The organism is Acinetobacter sp. ANC_7655 (genome assembly GCF_056784015.1).
The window spans coordinates 581684-598444 of the sequence record NZ_JBWYJB010000001.1; the positions used below are offsets into that span (position 1 = coordinate 581684).

At 39.6% G+C, this 16761-nt stretch carries 17 protein-coding genes; 9 read left to right on the forward strand and 8 right to left on the reverse strand.

Going from position 1 to position 16761, the window contains the following annotated elements:
- Positions 1–4 precede the first annotated feature (4 nt).
- Genes mnmA through purB form a run of 3 tightly spaced genes read left to right on the forward strand, consistent with a single transcriptional unit; the run spans position 5 to position 3328 of the window.
- Complete coding sequence (gene mnmA, locus AC1M9N_RS02935; RefSeq protein ID WP_481588454.1) at positions 5–1138, forward strand: tRNA 2-thiouridine(34) synthase MnmA; 1134 nt, start codon at positions 5–7, stop codon at positions 1136–1138.
- Positions 1139–1152: 14 nt separating this feature from the next.
- Complete coding sequence (gene hflD, locus AC1M9N_RS02940; RefSeq protein ID WP_092766084.1) at positions 1153–1884, forward strand: high frequency lysogenization protein HflD; 732 nt, start codon at positions 1153–1155, stop codon at positions 1882–1884.
- A 55-nt stretch (positions 1885–1939) separates the two neighbouring features.
- The gene (gene purB / locus AC1M9N_RS02945; RefSeq protein WP_092766083.1) at positions 1940–3328 is read left to right on the forward strand and encodes an adenylosuccinate lyase; all 1389 of its coding nucleotides are present in this window, start codon (positions 1940–1942) and stop codon (positions 3326–3328) included.
- Positions 3329–3401: 73 nt separating this feature from the next.
- Here purB and AC1M9N_RS02950 read toward each other — a convergent pair whose 3' ends face one another.
- Positions 3402–3641, reverse strand: a complete 240-nt coding sequence (locus AC1M9N_RS02950; RefSeq protein ID WP_035265735.1) for a hypothetical protein — start codon at positions 3639–3641, stop codon at positions 3402–3404.
- A 179-nt stretch (positions 3642–3820) separates the two neighbouring features.
- Between AC1M9N_RS02950 and AC1M9N_RS02955 the strand changes: the two genes are divergently transcribed.
- Complete coding sequence (locus tag AC1M9N_RS02955) at positions 3821–4456, forward strand: DUF2238 domain-containing protein (RefSeq protein WP_481586640.1); 636 nt, start codon at positions 3821–3823, stop codon at positions 4454–4456.
- Between the two features lie 60 nt (positions 4457–4516).
- On the opposite strand, the gene sohB is transcribed toward AC1M9N_RS02955, so the two are convergent.
- Positions 4517–5479, reverse strand: coding sequence for a protease SohB (gene sohB / locus AC1M9N_RS02960; RefSeq protein WP_481586639.1), 963 nt, complete (start codon positions 5477–5479; stop codon positions 4517–4519).
- Between the two features lie 428 nt (positions 5480–5907).
- On the opposite strand from sohB, the gene AC1M9N_RS02965 reads away from it, so the two are divergent.
- The 3 genes from AC1M9N_RS02965 to ruvB all read left to right on the forward strand — a co-directional run bounded on the left by AC1M9N_RS02965 (position 5908) and on the right by ruvB (position 8991).
- Positions 5908–7248 carry a deoxyguanosinetriphosphate triphosphohydrolase gene (locus tag AC1M9N_RS02965; RefSeq protein ID WP_035265731.1) on the forward strand — a complete coding sequence of 447 codons (1341 nt, stop codon included), beginning with the start codon at positions 5908–5910 and terminating at the stop codon, positions 7246–7248.
- Between the two features lie 121 nt (positions 7249–7369).
- Complete coding sequence (ruvA, locus tag AC1M9N_RS02970) at positions 7370–7972, forward strand: Holliday junction branch migration protein RuvA (protein WP_035265729.1); 603 nt, start codon at positions 7370–7372, stop codon at positions 7970–7972.
- 11 nt (positions 7973–7983) lie between these two features.
- Positions 7984–8991, forward strand: coding sequence for a Holliday junction branch migration DNA helicase RuvB (gene ruvB / locus AC1M9N_RS02975; protein WP_035265728.1), 1008 nt, complete (start codon positions 7984–7986; stop codon positions 8989–8991).
- Positions 8992–9012: 21 nt separating this feature from the next.
- On the opposite strand, the gene AC1M9N_RS02980 is transcribed toward ruvB, so the two are convergent.
- Positions 9013–9888: a hypothetical protein gene (locus tag AC1M9N_RS02980; RefSeq protein ID WP_481954246.1), complete on the reverse strand. Its 876-nt coding sequence runs from the start codon at positions 9886–9888 to the stop codon at positions 9013–9015.
- 206 nt (positions 9889–10094) lie between these two features.
- Between AC1M9N_RS02980 and AC1M9N_RS02985 the strand changes: the two genes are divergently transcribed.
- Positions 10095–11447, forward strand: a complete 1353-nt coding sequence (locus tag AC1M9N_RS02985; protein ID WP_481954247.1) for an amidohydrolase — start codon at positions 10095–10097, stop codon at positions 11445–11447.
- A gap of 296 nt (positions 11448–11743) precedes the next feature.
- On the forward strand, positions 11744–12322 hold the full coding sequence (locus AC1M9N_RS02990; protein WP_481954248.1) for an OmpW/AlkL family protein: 579 nt from the start codon (positions 11744–11746) through the stop codon (positions 12320–12322).
- 59 nt (positions 12323–12381) lie between these two features.
- Here the strand turns inward: AC1M9N_RS02990 and AC1M9N_RS02995 are convergent, their stop codons facing one another.
- The 5 genes from AC1M9N_RS02995 to AC1M9N_RS03015 form a co-directional block, all read right to left on the reverse strand.
- Positions 12382–13443, reverse strand: a complete 1062-nt coding sequence (locus tag AC1M9N_RS02995; protein WP_481588462.1) for a 2Fe-2S iron-sulfur cluster-binding protein — start codon at positions 13441–13443, stop codon at positions 12382–12384.
- An 11-nt stretch (positions 13444–13454) separates the two neighbouring features.
- Complete coding sequence (locus tag AC1M9N_RS03000; protein ID WP_180027549.1) at positions 13455–13817, reverse strand: phenol hydroxylase subunit P4; 363 nt, start codon at positions 13815–13817, stop codon at positions 13455–13457.
- Between the two features lie 67 nt (positions 13818–13884).
- A complete protein-coding gene (locus AC1M9N_RS03005) occupies positions 13885–15408 on the reverse strand; it encodes an aromatic/alkene/methane monooxygenase hydroxylase/oxygenase subunit alpha (RefSeq protein WP_179998392.1) in 1524 nt (507 codons plus the stop codon).
- 66 nt (positions 15409–15474) lie between these two features.
- On the reverse strand, positions 15475–15741 hold the full coding sequence (locus AC1M9N_RS03010; RefSeq protein WP_179998393.1) for an MmoB/DmpM family protein: 267 nt from the start codon (positions 15739–15741) through the stop codon (positions 15475–15477).
- A gap of 11 nt (positions 15742–15752) precedes the next feature.
- Positions 15753–16757, reverse strand: a complete 1005-nt coding sequence (locus tag AC1M9N_RS03015; RefSeq protein ID WP_481954249.1) for an aromatic/alkene monooxygenase hydroxylase subunit beta — start codon at positions 16755–16757, stop codon at positions 15753–15755.
- Positions 16758–16761 lie beyond the last annotated feature (4 nt).

Sequence of the window (16761 nt, forward strand, 5' to 3'; positions counted from 1 at the left end):
TCCTATGCAACAACGTGTCATCGTCGGTATGTCAGGTGGTGTAGACTCATCTGTCTCTGCGGCTTTATTACTTCAACAAGGATATCAAGTTGAAGGTCTTTTCATGAAAAACTGGGAAGAAGATGACGGCACAGAATACTGCACGGCTATGGATGATCTTGCAGATGCGCAAGCCGTCTGTGATCGTATCGGCATCAAATTACATACAGCCAACTTCGCAATGGAATATTGGGATCGTGTATTTGAGCACTTCTTGGCTGAATATGCTGCGGGGCGCACCCCAAACCCAGATATTTTATGTAATAAAGAAATTAAGTTCCGTGCATTCCTCGATCATGCCATGAAATTAGGTGCTGACTTCATCGCAACAGGACACTATGCTCGTCGCGGTGAAACCATGACCAATTCTAAAGGTGAGCAATATGCGCCTTTACTCCGTGGCGTGGATAACAACAAAGACCAAACTTATTTCCTACATGCCGTTCATGGTCGTGAAATTAACAAGACCTTGTTCCCTGTCGGTGAGATCGAAAAGCCTCAAGTTCGTAAAATTGCTGAAGATTTAGGTCTTGTAACAGCGAAGAAAAAAGACTCTACAGGTATCTGTTTTATTGGTGAACGCCGATTTAATGACTTCTTGAAGCAATATTTACCTGCTCAACCGGGTAAAATTGTCCTTGAAGATGGTAAAGAGGTTGGTGATCATCACGGCTTAATGTACTATACGCTCGGTCAACGTGGTGGTATTGGTATCGGTGGAATGAAAGGCGCTGAAGAAGGTGCTTGGTTCGTATTACACAAAGATATCGAAGGCAATCGTTTAGTTGTTGGCCAAGGTCATGAGCATCCCCTCATGCAAAGTACCATGTTATGGTCTGAAGCGATTGATTGGGTTGCAGGTGAGCAAGAGATTCCAGAAAATGGTTTCCGTTGCACAGCGAAAACTCGCTATCGACAACCTGATCAAGCATGTGTCTTATTTAATGACCCAAATGCACCGCAAGGTGTACGTGTAGAATTTGATGAACCTCAACGTGCTGTTACGCCAGGACAAAGCGTTGTGTTTTACGCGGATGAAGTTTGTTTAGGTGGCGGTGTGATTCATCATACTAATGCGCCTAAACCTGATTTTATTTAAAGGAATTTTCAGGCATGACAGAGTTACCGTTCCAGCAGCTTCAGACTCTGAATGATCGTCAAAACAGAGCTTTGGCTTTGGCAGCAGTATTTCAATCGACTCAGCTGACACATATGACAGCCATTGCAGGTCGACAAAATATTGGCGAAAACGGTAACTTCTATTTAGAACAATTAATTAAGGCGAGTTTAAATATTCGCCCTACTTCCAATAAGAATTGTCAAACCTTAGATTTTTTTAACCAGCTTGCAGATATTTCTCTGGGATTAAAAACATTAGAAAGTAGCATCACCCAACCATTCAATACTGCACCAAAATCAAGAATACCTAAATTTGCCAATGCAAAACTTCCAATGTCCTATGCAATGGCATTATTACATTTAGAAAAGAAAGTATATAGCAACCCAAAATTCGTTGAAATTATTGAAAAATCACAAGAAAAAATACTAAAACAACTCTCCTTTTTTGATCATAATTATCTACATCCAAGTATTCTTGCAAACCTTGCTCAAACCTATGTCGAAACTGCAGGACAGATTAATCCTCGCATTATGGTGAAAGGCAATGCAGAAGCTTTTAAGGATTCTTCGCACACCAATCGTATTCGTGCTTCATTGTTTACAGGTTTACAGATGGCGCATTTATGGCGTCAGTCAGGTGGAAGTTCATGGAGCATGATCTTCACCAAACGCAAGTTACTGAAAGATATTCAAGATCTCGCTCGTTTACAGTTTCAGGTGGTTTAACCTGATGTATATCGAGTTCTGTTTTACGTTTCATTCCAAAGTTTAAGGAATTGCTATGAACGCTTTAACCGCACTTTCTCCATTAGATGGTCGCTATGCAAGCAAATGTGATGCTTTGCGCCCTTTCCTCTCTGAGTTTGGTTTAATCCATGCTCGTGTGACTGTTGAAGTGCGCTGGTTACAAGCACTTGCAAATCGCCCAGAAATTACTGAAGTGCCAGCTTTTTCTAACGAAACAAATGCAGCTTTAGATGCAATCGTTGCAAATTTCTCTGAAGACGATGCTAACCGTATCAAAGAAATCGAACGCACAACCAACCACGATGTAAAAGCGGTTGAATATTTCTTAAAAGAGAAAATTGCAAACATTGATGAACTTAAAAATGCGGGTGAATTCATTCACTTTGCTTGTACATCTGAAGACATCAACAACTTGTCTCATGCACTCATGCTGAAAAGCGGTCGTGAAGTACTAGCTACGTCTATGCAACAAATCGTGGACTCAATTGTTGCACTTGCAGAAAAACACGCTGATCAACCAATGTTGTCTCGTACACATGGTCAAACTGCAAGCCCAACAACATTGGGGAAAGAAATGGCAAACGTGGCATACCGTCTTGCACGCCAAATCAAACAATTCAACAATGTTGAGCTTCTAGGTAAAATCAATGGTGCAGTAGGTAACTATAATGCTCACCTTTCTGCTTACCCTGAAATTAACTGGCCTGCTCACTCGCAAGCATTTGTTGAATCTTTAGGTCTCACGTTTAACCCGTATACAACTCAAATTGAGCCACACGACTACATGGCTGAATTGTTTGATGCGCTTCGTCGTTTCAACACAATCCTTATCGATTTCAACCGTGATGTTTGGGGTTATATCTCTCTTGGTTTCTTCAAACAAAAATTAAAAGAAGGTGAAGTTGGTTCTTCAACAATGCCACACAAAGTGAACCCAATCGACTTTGAAAACTCTGAAGGTAACTTGGGTATTGCTAATGCAGTCCTTGCTCACCTTGGTGAAAAGCTTCCAATTTCTCGCTGGCAGCGTGACTTAACTGACTCTACTGTTCTTCGTAACATGGGCGTTGGTTTTGCACAAAGCTTGATCGCATTTGAAGCTTGCTTGAAAGGTGTGGGCAAACTTGAATTGAATGCCGACCGTATTCTTGAAGACTTAGACAACGCTCAAGAAGTTCTTGCTGAACCAATTCAAACAGTAATGCGTCGTTATAACGTTGAAAAACCATACGAAAAACTTAAAGCCCTTACTCGTGGTCAAGCAATGACTCGCGAAATGATGGTGAATTTTGTGAATGGTAACGAATTAGAAGCTGTTCCTGCAGCAGATCGTGCGCGTCTTGCTGAAATGACACCTGCATCTTATACAGGTAATGCTGCTGAGCAAGCGAAACAAATTAAAGATTTGATTGCTAAAATCTAAATAGCATTGAATAAAAAAGCGAAGCTTAGGCTTCGCTTTTTTGTATGAGACTCATCAAATGTTTCAATAAAAATCATGCTTCATCAGGACAGTAACGTATAAAGTCAGTTCTGAGCTTTTCTAATTCATCACCAGTTAAAACATCGCTATAGTAAATATAATGAGTCACTTGAGCATATTGAATGTCATGCCTAAACATCATTCCTCGGAGTGATACTGAGATCTCTTCAGGAAAGTCATTCAGAGTAAGCTCTTCAAACTCATAATGAAAATATGCATTTTGCTGTGCAAGAAAAGCAGCTGAAACCGTCATAATAAAAACTCAAAATAAATCATATTCTAACTCATCATCCTGATTGCAATGAGCTATTGATATAAACAACTATTTATAAAAATAATGCGATTTATAAAAATAATGCGATCTGCAGCTTATTCTCAGGATTGATCCATTACAATCATATGAAGAAATTAATCAAATCAACATATAACAAAATGCACTACAAAAAATTTACTCCTAAACACCACCTCGTATTCTTCATTTTCATAATGGTGCTGATCTTGGCAAGTATAAAGCCTCTTGAATATGCTTCTTATGGCTTACATCAACTTGGCACAGCTTTAATGCTAGTGTTTTTGATCTATATACAAAAGAAAGTTGGTTTGAGTTTTATCGCATTTTCTCTCTATATTGGATTTCTGATCATTCATATTCTTGGGGCACACTATTTATATTCGTATGTTCCCTATAATGAATGGTTGATGCACAACTTCGGCATAGATTTAAATGCACAGATGGGTTGGGAGCGAAATATGTATGATCGCTTGGTCCATTTTGCCTATGGTCTACTTCTCTATCCTTTTTTCCTGAGGATCATTCAATTCTATTTACCCCAATTATCTGAACGAGTACTTTTTCTTATTGTGGTTCAGTTTGTCATGGCCACCAGTCTCATTTACGAATGGATTGAATGGTTAATTGCGATTAATCTTTCCCCTGAGGCAGCAGAAAATTATAATGGTCAACAAGGTGATATTTGGGATGCCCATAAAGATATGCTGTTCGCAACACTTGGGTCCATGATCACAGGAATAGTGATGTTATATCGAAAATTAGACTCTCGACCATAGAAATGATAAATCATAAAAAAAAGCCAATCATTAGATTAGCTTTTTTTTATTTCATCGAATTTAAAATTTAGGATCACGTAGTTGCACTAAGTTCGCATTAGTTTTGACTAAAGTGTCCATAACTTTATTCATCACAGCAGGAATCAAACTGTCCGCCATTTGTGCCGCTTGCAGTCCTAATTTCTCACCTAAGGTAGGTTTACGGCGAGTTTGAATCAAGTAAACATCATGCACTGTCAATAAACTTAATAAATACTCATCCGAGGTTTGAAGCTTATCAACCAAATTCAAATCTAATGAATCTTGACCGTACCAATGTTCACCTGTTGCTACTTTTTCAACATTTAACTGTGGACGATATTTTTCAACAAAATGCTTGAACAATGCATGCGTTTGTTGCAACTCTTCTTCAAACTTTGCTTTACCCTCTTCCGTATTTTCACCAAACATGGTCACGGTACGTTTATATTGACCCGCAGTATAAAGCTCAAAATCAACATTATGTTCTTTAAGTAAACGATTAAAATTAGGCACTTGAGCAACAACGCCAATTGAACCAATCACTGCAAATGGAGCAGAAATAATTTCGTTACCGATACATGCCATCATGTATCCACCACTTGCTGCGACTTTATCAACACAAATGGTTAGATGAAAACCAGCATCGCGCAGACGCACCAGTTGAGCAGCCGCAAGTCCATAACCATGTACCATCCCACCTGGACTTTCCAAACGAACTACGACACGATCACGCCCTGCTTTAGCAGTCGCCAAAATCAAAGTAATTTCTTCACGAAGATTCTCTACAGCTGAAGCTGCCATGTCACCTTTAAAATCAATTACATATACTTTCTGATTATTCTTTTTACGCGTGCGTGCTTCTTTTGAAAACTGCTGAGACAACTGCAGAAGTTCAAGTTTAGATGCAGTACTTTGCGCAATTTTTTTTCGTTGTTCATTAATACGCGCATTTAAGTGAGTGACTCGAATTTCGGCAGGAAGTTTCGGCAAATGAAATAACATATAAATTCACATCTCTATAATTCATCTTTATGAGGATAACATGAGGTCAAAATAGACAAATTTCAATAGCTTTATTGAAATGTTATGCCAATCGTAGGATCAATTTGATCAACAATCGGCATAAAAAGTAGATACATTATGCATACTATCTCGATAAAAAATTATCGAACCGATGAGCATCCACGCATCATCTCATGATTGATATCTATCTTTAAAATCAATTAGAGACTCTTATATGATTTGAAAGTGAAGAAATTGAATTATATTAGGATAATAATTCTTAAAATCAATATCTTAATACTCATTATTTTACTTCTTAAACTTTTCTGAAATGCATTTTTAATGCGCCAAATTATGTCGTGTCAGCATATATTTTTCACTATTTTTTTGGCATGATGGTTCCATACAGTAATGATGAATAATGATAAATGACTCAAATGCGTTGGCTGGAACTGTTATCAACAGTTCGATTTGGTAGTTCAAAACAAAATACAGAACAAGCACGTAGCCCCTTCCATAAAGATTACGATCGTATTATTTTTTCTCAGAGTTTTAGGCAACTTAACCGTAAAACTCAAGTTCACCCCCTGACTCAACATGATGGCATTCATACGCGTCTAACACATTCCCTTGAAGTTTCTTGCATCGGACGCTCTTTGGGAATGCTGGCAGCTGAAAAAATTCGTGATGAGTTACCTATGTGGATCTCTCCTGCAGATGTCGGTGCAATTATTCAAGCAGCTTGTCTTGCACACGATATTGGTAATCCTCCTTTTGGTCATGCAGGTGAGTACGCTATTCGTGAATGGTTTGATGATGCATCACACGGCGATTTTTTATCGAGTTTAACCCCTGAACAGCAGGCCGATGTTCGCCAGTTTGAGGGCAATGCTCAAGGTCTTCGTTTACTCACGAAAATTGACTATCACCCTAATGACGGTGGAATGCGCCTCACTTACGCAACCTTAGGAGCTTACTTAAAGTACCCATGGCTTTCTAAAACCATTGACTCTCAGGGAAATACGCCTGCCAGTAAACGAGCTAAGTTTGGTTGCTATCAATCTGAAAAAGAAATTTTGCAACAAATTGGTCACCAATTAGGTCTTATACAATATGGTGAATATCATTTCTGTCGCCATCCACTCACCTATTTACTCGAAGCTGCGGATGATATTTGTTATGCCCTGATCGATTTAGAAGATGGCATTATTCTTAACATGCTCAGCTATGAGCAAGTCGAACCTATTTTTTTAAATCTGCTCGGTGACTATGGCACGCCTGCTGAACTTGCAATGCCATACACCACGTGGCAACAAAAGATTGCAGCATTGCGTGGTCGTGTGATGAAACGCTTGGTTGATGAAGTCACTTCCGCTTTTGCTAAACATCATTTTGAAATTTTGTCAGGACAGCTTAAAGGTAGTTTGCTCCAATATTGCTCGCCCGATATCGAAGCAGGAATTGATTGTGCAAAGAATTTAGCGCGGGAAAAAATCTTTGAGCATCCTCAAAAATCTGGTTTAGAAATCATTGCACATCAAAGCTTACAGCACATACTAGATGCCTTTATTCCGCTTACGACCCCCAATAAAATTCATAATTTTAAGGAAGGACGTTTACTGTCTATTATCTCAGGCTTAGGTGTACGTTTTAGTGATGATCACTATGACAATATCATGCAAGTCTTAGATGTGATCTCAAAATTTTCGGATCATCAGGCTTATCATTTGGCACAGGAACTTCAAGGGAATAAAGTTGGATTTTTATAAACCTTAAATTTAGTGTTCAGGAAAAGAGCATAAAGTGTTTTTTGATTTTGCGTTCTGAAGCAATGAACACTACTATGCTGACATAGTGAATTTAACATCGACAAATAAGTGAAATAATTGAATGATTGGATGTCTTATTGGTGAAGTGCTTGCTTTGGAAGCACCAACAGTTTTATTGAATGTAAATGGTGTTGGCTATGAGGTTGATACACCTCTTTCAACATTTTGCCAATTACAGAAAGGACAAAAAGTCACATTGTGGACGCATTTGGCTGTACGTGAAGATGCCCAATTACTGTATGGATTTTCCAACGCACAAGAAAAAAGTATTTTCCGCACTTTACTTAAAGTGAACGGCGTTGGTCCCAAAATGGCATTGGGTATTCTCTCAACACTCAGCGTAGACATGCTCATTCATACCGTTGAACATGAAGATGTAAACACTTTAGTCAAAGTTCCAGGTGTTGGTAAAAAGACTGCAGAGCGTTTGATGATTGAACTTCGAGATCGCTTTAAAGCGCTTGCAGCTCAGCCATCCACATCAAACTCTACAACAGCGCAAATTCAGTTTACGGGTAACTCTGCTGTCGCTGAGGCTGAAGCTGCTTTACAGTCATTAGGTTACAAGCCACTAGAAGCACAAAAGTTAGTCAATGCCGTTAAAGGTGACTTCACTGAGGCATCCGATATTATCCGTGCTGCTTTAAAATCGATGAATAAATAAGATCTCATATTATGCAAGACCGTATTATCAGTGGTTCTGAAAAACCAGAAGATCATTTTGATCGTGCCATTCGACCAACATCATTAGATGATTATATTGGTCAGCCTGTTGTGCGTGAGCAGATGGAAATTTTCATTGGTGCAGCTCGTGGACGTGGTGAAGCTTTAGACCATACCTTGATTTTTGGTCCTCCGGGTTTAGGTAAAACCACACTTGCCAATATTATCGCGCGTGAAATGGGTGGCAATCTCAAATCCACCTCAGGTCCTGTGTTAGAGCGCGCTGGTGATTTGGCAGCAATGCTCACTAACTTAGAAGAAGGTGACGTTTTATTTATTGATGAGATTCACCGTCTCTCTCCAGTGATCGAGGAAATCCTTTATCCTGCAATGGAAGATTACCAACTGGATATTATGATTGGTGAAGGCCCTGCTGCGCGTTCAATTAAGTTAGATTTACCGCCATTCACTTTAGTCGCTGCGACTACTCGTGCCGGTTTATTGACCTCTCCGCTTCGAGATCGTTTTGGTATCGTCCAGCGATTAGAGTTTTATTCGGTTGAAGATTTGACCCATATCGTGACTCGTTCTGCAAATCTGATGGATGTTCCAATCACTGAAGCTGGTTCGAAGGAAGTGGCTCGTCGTTCTCGTGGTACGCCTCGTATCGCAAACCGTTTACTGCGTCGTGTACGTGACTATGCTCAAGTGAAAGGTACAGGTGAGGTCACACAAGAAATGGCGCAACGTGCGCTTGATATGTTGAATGTGGACAAGGATGGTTTAGATACGCTCGACCGCCGTTATTTATCCATGTTATTAGAACGTTTTGATGGTGGTCCTGCAGGTGTTGAAGCTCTAGCAGCGGCAATGGCAGAAGATTCAGGCACGCTGGAAGATGTGATTGAGCCTTACTTAATTCAGCAAGGTTATGTCATGCGTACTGCTCGTGGTCGTATTGCGACGAATCAGGCATATTTACAGTTTGGGATGACACCACCTGAACCTAAAGAGAAGTGATGATAAAGCAGCTTAGGCTGCTTATTTATTGAGAATTTTTTTAAACTCATCTGCCAACTGATCACCCAAATTTGCAATGTCAGTCAAGGATAATAAATCATTTGATTCATCCCACTTTCTAGCATCTATTAATATCTTATTAACTTTTCTTATTAAACCCTCTTCAATAATAAACTTACTCACATAAATGTCTTTGGTATCGGTCTGTTTTATTAATTGATTGTTAAAATGCATTATTGAGATGATCAAAAGTTTCCCAAGTTGAGAAATTATTTTTTCTTTTTCATGCCCAACACTAAAATATAAATTTAGTTTAGTTAAACAAGCATTAGTATTTTCTGTAACGTCTAAAATTTCTTTTAATTTTGAACCAACTAATGTTGAATAATCACTTTTATCAGCTACAGGAAAATTAACAAAATTATCCTTAAATATCATAACTTTTTGAATATACTTAGCTAAAGAGTTAAGACAATCCGATGTAATACTTATGATCTCATCTTCCCATTTAAGTTGCTTAGTGTACTGAAATTCTTGTTTTCCTAACTCTCTTTGTTGCTCAAATAATTTTTGATTTAGATTAAAAGCAATTTGTTGTGAACTTTGTATTTCTAGTACTACTGTATTAAAAGACATTTCAGTTAATTTAAAACTTCTGACACCATACCAAATTGCAATGATTGTTGCTGAAATTCCTAGAATAAAAGCTATCGCCATTGCAATCATAAAAGACCAAATTGCAGTCGTATCAGTTGAGCTTACATTCAAATCCAAAGGAATTTTCTGCGTTTCAGGATCAACTTGAATACTCGTCGTATATAAAGGCGGTTGTGGCACGGTCCACGGAAGTTGAATCATGACATCTTGATGATGCTTAAGTTCTTCTTCAACGCTCATTAGCTCCCCCACAACCTTTAAAATAAATATTTAAAATGAATTACTTACAAATAATAACAACATTAAATCTATGGATAAAGCGTTAAAAATCAAAGCCTCATAGTTACTATACTTTTCATGTATTTTGATATACCTGTTAGGTTTTGCAACTATCAGAAGTGAATGAGAAGCTCATAAAACTTTTGGATTTTTAGGACATTGAGTTCATGATCTCTCTTAGGCTATTTTCTGCTTGTACCATCTTGCCCCTTTGTTCAACCTTGAGTTTTGCAGATTGGGTTGATGACGGTGTGAACGCCGTTGAACAACATACCATCAAATTAAGAGAACACATTCACCAACATCCCGAACTCGGCAATATGGAATTTAAAACCTCGGCTCTGGTTCAAAAAGAATTAAAAAAATATGGAATTGAAGTTCGCACAGGCTATGCCAAAACAGGTGTAATCGGAATTCTTAAAGGTGCAAAACCTGGCCCAGTAATGGCATTACGTGCAGATATGGATGCATTACCGATTGAGGAAAAAACAGGACTTTCTTTTGCAAGTAAAGCAAAGGCAACCTATCAAGGCAAAGAAACGCCAGTCATGCATGCCTGTGGACATGATGCTCACACAGCAATGTTACTCGGCGCTGCAAAAGTGCTTGCGGAAAATAAAGATAAAATTGCAGGTACTGTTGTGTTTGTCTTCCAACCAGCTGAAGAAGGTGGAGCAGATATTGATAACTTTAGCCATGGCGATCAAATTGGTTCACGTAAGATGATTGCAGATGGGGCTTTAAAAAATCCTAAGCCTGAAGTGATCTTCGGTATGCATGTTATGGCAGGTATGCCAAGTGGTCATATTTTTTATAAAGATGGCACTATTTTAAACAGTGCAGATCACTTGCGCATTCAGGTCAGTGGAAAACAAGTTCATGGTTCTATGCCATGGCTAGGACGTGATCCCATTTATGCTTCATCTCAAATGATTAGTAATATGCAGAGTTTGATCAGCCGTCGTGCAGATTTAACCAAAGGTATGGGGGCAATCAGTATCGGCAGTATCCAAGGTGGAACGGTAGGAAATGTGATACCAGAGCAAGTCAATATGGTTGGCACGATTCGATCAAATAATGAAGAGGTCCGCCAGAATATTCTCAAGGATTTACCGAAATTGATCGAACATAATGCTCATGCAAATGACGTAAAAGCCAAAGTAGAAATTGCCGCTTATGCCCCCGTCACCACGAACGACAAAACGCTAACTCAACTCATCGCGCCATCACTTGCGAAAGTTCACGGTGAAGATAAATTACATGTGCTCGAGAACAATGCGAGTGCAAGTGAAGACTTTGCCTATTATGGTCAACTTATGCCTTCATTGTTCATTTTCATTGGTGCAACACCTCAAGATCAAGAGATGAGTAAGGCTGCACCCAATCATAACCCTCAATTTATTGTAGATGATGCGACATTAAAAACTGGCGTTGAAAGCCACATTCGTTTTGTGATGGACTATCCGAATATTGCACAACAAGTTCAAAATGACTGGATAAAAACACACAATAAGGTTTAAATCATTTTAATGGTAAGTTGAATTAAGGAGAGTCTAGAACGATAATTCTTGACTCTTCTCAAATACATATTTTATTGAAATGCAAATTTCATTATTTCATTAAATTTCAATCGTACTTTTTATCTAATAAATGAAATGATGAAAACCATAAATCTAAAAAAACAAACAAGTTATTGATTTTTTAAAAAAATAAACATGGTACAACTATTGCAATATTCCTAATCAATTTCAAAGTAATGAAATTGACTATATTTAAAGGAATAAATTTGATGAAAAAAACAATACTCTGTACCAGTTTGGCCATAACGGTAAGCACCGCAATTTCTGCCTCACCTTTACTTTCGCATGACAAGTATCTACGGTTTGGTATTACCCAGATTGAAGCAGACAAACATCCTGGCCTGTTATTTAACAGTGTTGAAACCTCAATTGGTGAAAGTTATCGACCAACCCTAGCCATGGGGCTATTCCTCAGTGACAACATCAGCCTGGATTTATTAGCTGGTATCCCGCCACAACATAATTTTTATGGTGATGGAGTCAAACTAGGCAGCACCAAATATCTGCCACCCACCTTGAGTCTCCAGTACCATTTCAAACCCAAAGGTAATATTAATCCTTATCTAGGAGTCGGTTACAATTATGTCTATTTTTATGATACTGACAGCACAAATGGTTCAGATGTTGATCTGTCCAATTCACATGGCATCGCGTTTAACGCCGGCATAGAATATTTCATCAATAATAAAATTAGTCTAGGTTTTGATTATCGTTATGTCAAAGTAGACAGCGATGTGAAAATCAATGGTGCGGATGCAGGTAATCTCAAAATTGATCCAAGTCTCTACAGCCTTACACTGGCTTATCATTTTTAAGTAATTCGATAAAAAAAACAGCCATTTGGCTGTTTTTTTTATGTTCACCTATCAGGCAATTAGATATGTTTAAATAGTGCTGAACGTGATTGATCCGATGCGCCATCGGCCGCACTGAGAAAGCGTTCTGTATGAATATCTCGTTCAAACAGACGACTTTGCATTAACGTGGAAATCGCAGCATCAATCATGAGTGGTGGACCGCACAAATAAGCTTTATGACCAGAACATTTATTTTCAAAATAATCTGCTACGGCTTCATGTACAAATCCGGTAAATCCATCCCATTGGTCTTCGGGCTTCGGGGCATTCAAGGCTGGTATATAACGGAAATTCGGATATTGTTTTACCCAACCTTCAAATATTTCACGGTTATACAGTTCTGCAACATCACGTGCACCTTGGAATAAATAAATGGTACGGTTATCACCTTGTTCTAATAAATCTTGAATCATTGATTGAGGGCTAGATAGGCCCGAACCACCTGCAATAAAAATCACATCCTTCGTATCAGACTTGCGTACAAAGAATTGTCCATACGGTCCGGAAATTTCTAGCTGGTCGCCAGTCTTTAATGATTCATGGACATAAGTAGTCGCTGCGCCACGCGGTACTTGGCGGATATGTAATTCAACAATACCTTCCTCACTTGGGGAATTGGCGATTGAAAAGGCGCGTGTACCTTCAATTCCAGGGAATTGTATATTGATATATTGCCCAGCTTGGAATTGCATTGGACGGTCTAAAGCTAGACGTACGCCCTTAATTGTCGGTGAGAGATCTTTGATCTCAATCACTTCAGCCTGAAAATCTTCGACTAGATAACCAAGGAAGTCTTCATCCTCATCAACATCAGCTTCAATGACCATATCTGATTCTGGTTTGCAGCAACATGCGAGAACTTTATTTTCTTCACGCTCAATGTCCATTAATGCAAATGGAGAAGCTTCACCAACATCATAATATCCATCTGTCACCTGCACTTTACAGGTACCGCAGGTGCCATGACCACAGGCAAATGGAAGCCATACACCCTGACGTAATGCTGCATCCAAAATGGTTTGATCTTCTTCGACTTCAATGGTGGTTCCAATCGGTTCAATCGTGACTTGATAACTCATTTCAGCGCTCCTTAAACATGACGATGCTGGTAACCATCCAGCCCAGGTGTAATGAAGCGCAATAGTGATTTATGACCAATATTTTGACTTGCCAAGCTTTGATCCAGTTTCGGTTGGAACGACTGACCATCTAACAAATATTCGACTTTTGACCAATCAATTTCAGTAAATTCAGGATGTTGGTGGAAACCACCTTGTATCTGTTGATCAATTAAATCCTGAAAGCTTTGCTGTGGAGATGCCAACATGGCATGTGCCGCACAGTATAAGGTGTGATGATCCCATCCCACGTAAATCAGTATGTTGTCACCATAGTGTTTTTGTAAGTCACGTGGTTCAAAATCATATTGGTTGTTAATTGCTTTTACTGGCATTTCCCTAAACTCCTAAATTCCATGATGAAGGTGGATAGCCCTGTGAATGGCTATCCAAACATTCGACTTAAGCCACACCTTTCCATTTCTTCCAACGTGCTTGATCTGGAGAACCTTCGATATCTAAATTATCGGCACCGACATTAAAGCGGTAATATTCGCGCAACATCACTTCCAGATCAGGGCCACCACAATTACCTTGCAAAATTTGATTCACGGGTAACCACGCTTGAACGTACTTTTCCGGTTCTCGTTCGAAAATGTCATGACAACCATCTGAACAAGTGTGATAACGCTCGCCTTTATAGACACTGCTGCGGTAACTGAACATGGTCTGATCGCCATCCATTTCAGTAAAGGTCATCGGTACCTGACAGATTTGGCATAGCTGTGGCAAGCCCGCACTATAGAAACGTTTACCTTCCGCTTCCATCTTGCGTGCTAACTCCCAACGTGGACGGTAATACTTGTCAAACGTGTCTGGATATTTTTCTGATAACCAATCCATTTCTTCATCGGTTGGAATCCAAGTGTGGAAGCCAGCCGCATGACCAAAGTTATAGAAAATCCACCATGCTTGATGCGAGACATGCTCTTTTTCTTTTTCAATGACTTCAGAATATTTAGGCATACGAATGCCGTAGCGGCTCAAGTCTTTAAAGAGCGCACCACCCGCTTCTTCAAAATAGGTTTCCCATGCTTCTTTCCATGACATAACTTTGTTTGGCAGCATGTAATCCATCATCATGCCGACAATTGATAGTAATCGAGTGCCACGCCAGAACCATTTATCAATCCACTCCTGTACGATCGGCACGTTGTCTTCATGCTGTTCCAGTAGGAATTTGACAATTTCCAGTCCTAGTGTCATATGACGCGCTTCATCTGACTGCGCGCTAAAGCCGAATGTGACGGTTGCCATATCACCGTTATGTGCAGCACCAGACATGAAGGGTACAAACAGCAAGTTGGTCAACACATATTCAAAGGCAAAACTGATAGCCAGTAAGAATTCAAATGGGCCTGCAGAACGCGCATCTTCAAAGAATGATTTAGGTACAGACAAATACCAAACGCGGTCATGCATGTGTGACCAATCTTGGAAGCCATCAAAGAATTTGTTGTAATGACTCATCGCATGAATCTGCGTTTGCACATGACGCAATTCATCAATGGACTGCATTTGGGACGCAATACGTGCACCAACACCACTGAACTGACGTCCTACATGGGCATAACCTTGGAAGGCTTGATATTCCAATGGCGTTACAGCAGTTAAAAACAGTTTAATGGCATTTAAATAGCGTTCGTTGGTGACATTCAACTGACCATTATTTTGTGCAAAAGCATCAAAAATTGCGTAGAGCTTTTTCTCTTTTTCCGCTTGATATTTCCAGTAGGCATCCATGGTTAGGCGGAATGGATCTTCCCATTTCGACCAATCCGTAATTTTAATGCCTTCAAATTCTTCATAAGGAAATGCTTCTTTACGGTCTGCATAGGAAAATTCCCAGTCCAGATCACGCGTGAGTGCACGGTAACGATCTTTGGCATTCAGTTTTTTGCCAATTGCATTAATTTTAGAATTCATACCTAAGGTCCTTTATTCTTTTGATATACCGCTTCAATGCAGCACATTGACGCTTACTATTTTTTTTTAATTCCAGTGTAGACGGAACGTATCGTCATCTTCTTCAACGTTGCCGCCCAACGTGATCATGTTGAGCTGTAAAGATTGGATATCCCATTCTTGGCCCAATTTTTCCGAAACCGTTTCCGCACGAACAATCAGCCCTTTCTCACTTTCTACGCGAATCATGGCAGGTAAATACTGAATGGTGGCGTCAGGATTATCTTCTTCAATCGCTTCAATGATGTAACGTGAGGTATCGTTATCTTGTAATGCCAAATACACTTTAGACATGCTGCTTCTCCTTAAGCCTGTGCCACTTGTTCGAGATCTATTCCAATTTTTTTACTGCGCTCCAGCAGTTTTTGTTCAGCCACATCTATTGCGTCACTAGCTAAAGCTTTTTCAGCCCAAGGTGCAAATGCGGCTTTAACTTCGGGGAGGTATTCCGCCAGCCATTGACTTAACAATTGTTTATTTTCGATTGATTCTGCTGCCGCTGTTTTGAGTACGCTGTCTGACCATTTGCGCAGATCTGTTAAGGCTTCTTGCATAAACTCGGTGAGCATTGCCAAATCACGAGCTTGGTGATCTGCTAACCATTGATCAAATTGGGTATAGACCAGTTCAGACATAAAACTATCTATCACTAGGTTTTGTAATAAAAACAGCTTGAAATAGTCTTGTTCTGTCAGGCTCTGTTCACATAGCTTGCGTAAACCTTGCCAAGCTGTATCGTTCATCCATGCTTGTTTTGCAGGTGCGAGTGATTCACCAGTTCCCCCATCTAAAGCCAAACCCACACGAGAGATATACTGCGCCATCCCGAGTCGGTCCATCGCTGCATAAATACATGCTTGGGTTAGTACCGTGCCATAACCATAAGCACTTCCTGACATCATGTGCAGGTTGGCGGTTTGCTCCAAATGACGGAATGGAATAAACAACGTGATTACTTTTTCACGGACTTCTTCAGAAATATGTACAGCCAGCTGACGCTTCTCAAAAAAGTTAAAATTAGCTTCGGCAGTATCTTGTAAACGGGCGCGATGTTGCACATATGTCCCATAATAAAACTGACGTGGATCCTTAAATGCATACCAGTCCTGCATCACAATAGCTGTATGCGTTTTATCATTCAGTGTTTTCTCAGGTTTCCATAATGGTCGGTAATGGAAGTTGGTTTCAGCCTGAATATCAAAACTGACTTCCTGATAGCGGGTTGCAGGTTTATTGCCAAAACGGCGTTCAATGTAGGCGTAACTCAGGCGTATTGGTTCAATACTAGATGTTTTAATTTCAAGTGACATGGCT

Bases quoted from the DNA above. Each gene is read 5' to 3' on its own strand.
- AC1M9N_RS02980 (WP_481954246.1), bottom strand. From the start codon at position 9,888: ATGAGCGTTGAAGAAGAACTTAAGCATCATCAAGATGTCATGATTCAA.
- AC1M9N_RS02955 (WP_481586640.1), top strand. From the start codon at position 3,821: ATGCACTACAAAAAATTTACTCCTAAACACCACCTCGTATTCTTCATT.
- AC1M9N_RS03010 (WP_179998393.1), bottom strand. From the start codon at position 15,741: ATGTCTAAAGTGTATTTGGCATTACAAGATAACGATACCTCACGTTAC.
- AC1M9N_RS03015 (WP_481954249.1), bottom strand. From the start codon at position 16,757: ATGTCACTTGAAATTAAAACATCTAGTATTGAACCAATACGCCTGAGT.
- mnmA (WP_481588454.1), top strand. From the start codon at position 5: ATGCAACAACGTGTCATCGTCGGTATGTCAGGTGGTGTAGACTCATCT.
- AC1M9N_RS03000 (WP_180027549.1), bottom strand. From the start codon at position 13,817: ATGCCAGTAAAAGCAATTAACAACCAATATGATTTTGAACCACGTGAC.
- purB (WP_092766083.1), top strand. From the start codon at position 1,940: ATGAACGCTTTAACCGCACTTTCTCCATTAGATGGTCGCTATGCAAGC.
- hflD (WP_092766084.1), top strand. From the start codon at position 1,153: ATGACAGAGTTACCGTTCCAGCAGCTTCAGACTCTGAATGATCGTCAA.
- AC1M9N_RS03005 (WP_179998392.1), bottom strand. From the start codon at position 15,408: ATGAATTCTAAAATTAATGCAATTGGCAAAAAACTGAATGCCAAAGAT.
- AC1M9N_RS02985 (WP_481954247.1), top strand. From the start codon at position 10,095: ATGATCTCTCTTAGGCTATTTTCTGCTTGTACCATCTTGCCCCTTTGT.
- ruvA (WP_035265729.1), top strand. From the start codon at position 7,370: ATGATTGGATGTCTTATTGGTGAAGTGCTTGCTTTGGAAGCACCAACA.
- sohB (WP_481586639.1), bottom strand. From the start codon at position 5,479: ATGTTATTTCATTTGCCGAAACTTCCTGCCGAAATTCGAGTCACTCAC.
- ruvB (WP_035265728.1), top strand. From the start codon at position 7,984: ATGCAAGACCGTATTATCAGTGGTTCTGAAAAACCAGAAGATCATTTT.
- AC1M9N_RS02995 (WP_481588462.1), bottom strand. From the start codon at position 13,443: ATGAGTTATCAAGTCACGATTGAACCGATTGGAACCACCATTGAAGTC.
- AC1M9N_RS02950 (WP_035265735.1), bottom strand. From the start codon at position 3,641: ATGACGGTTTCAGCTGCTTTTCTTGCACAGCAAAATGCATATTTTCAT.
- AC1M9N_RS02965 (WP_035265731.1), top strand. From the start codon at position 5,908: ATGACTCAAATGCGTTGGCTGGAACTGTTATCAACAGTTCGATTTGGT.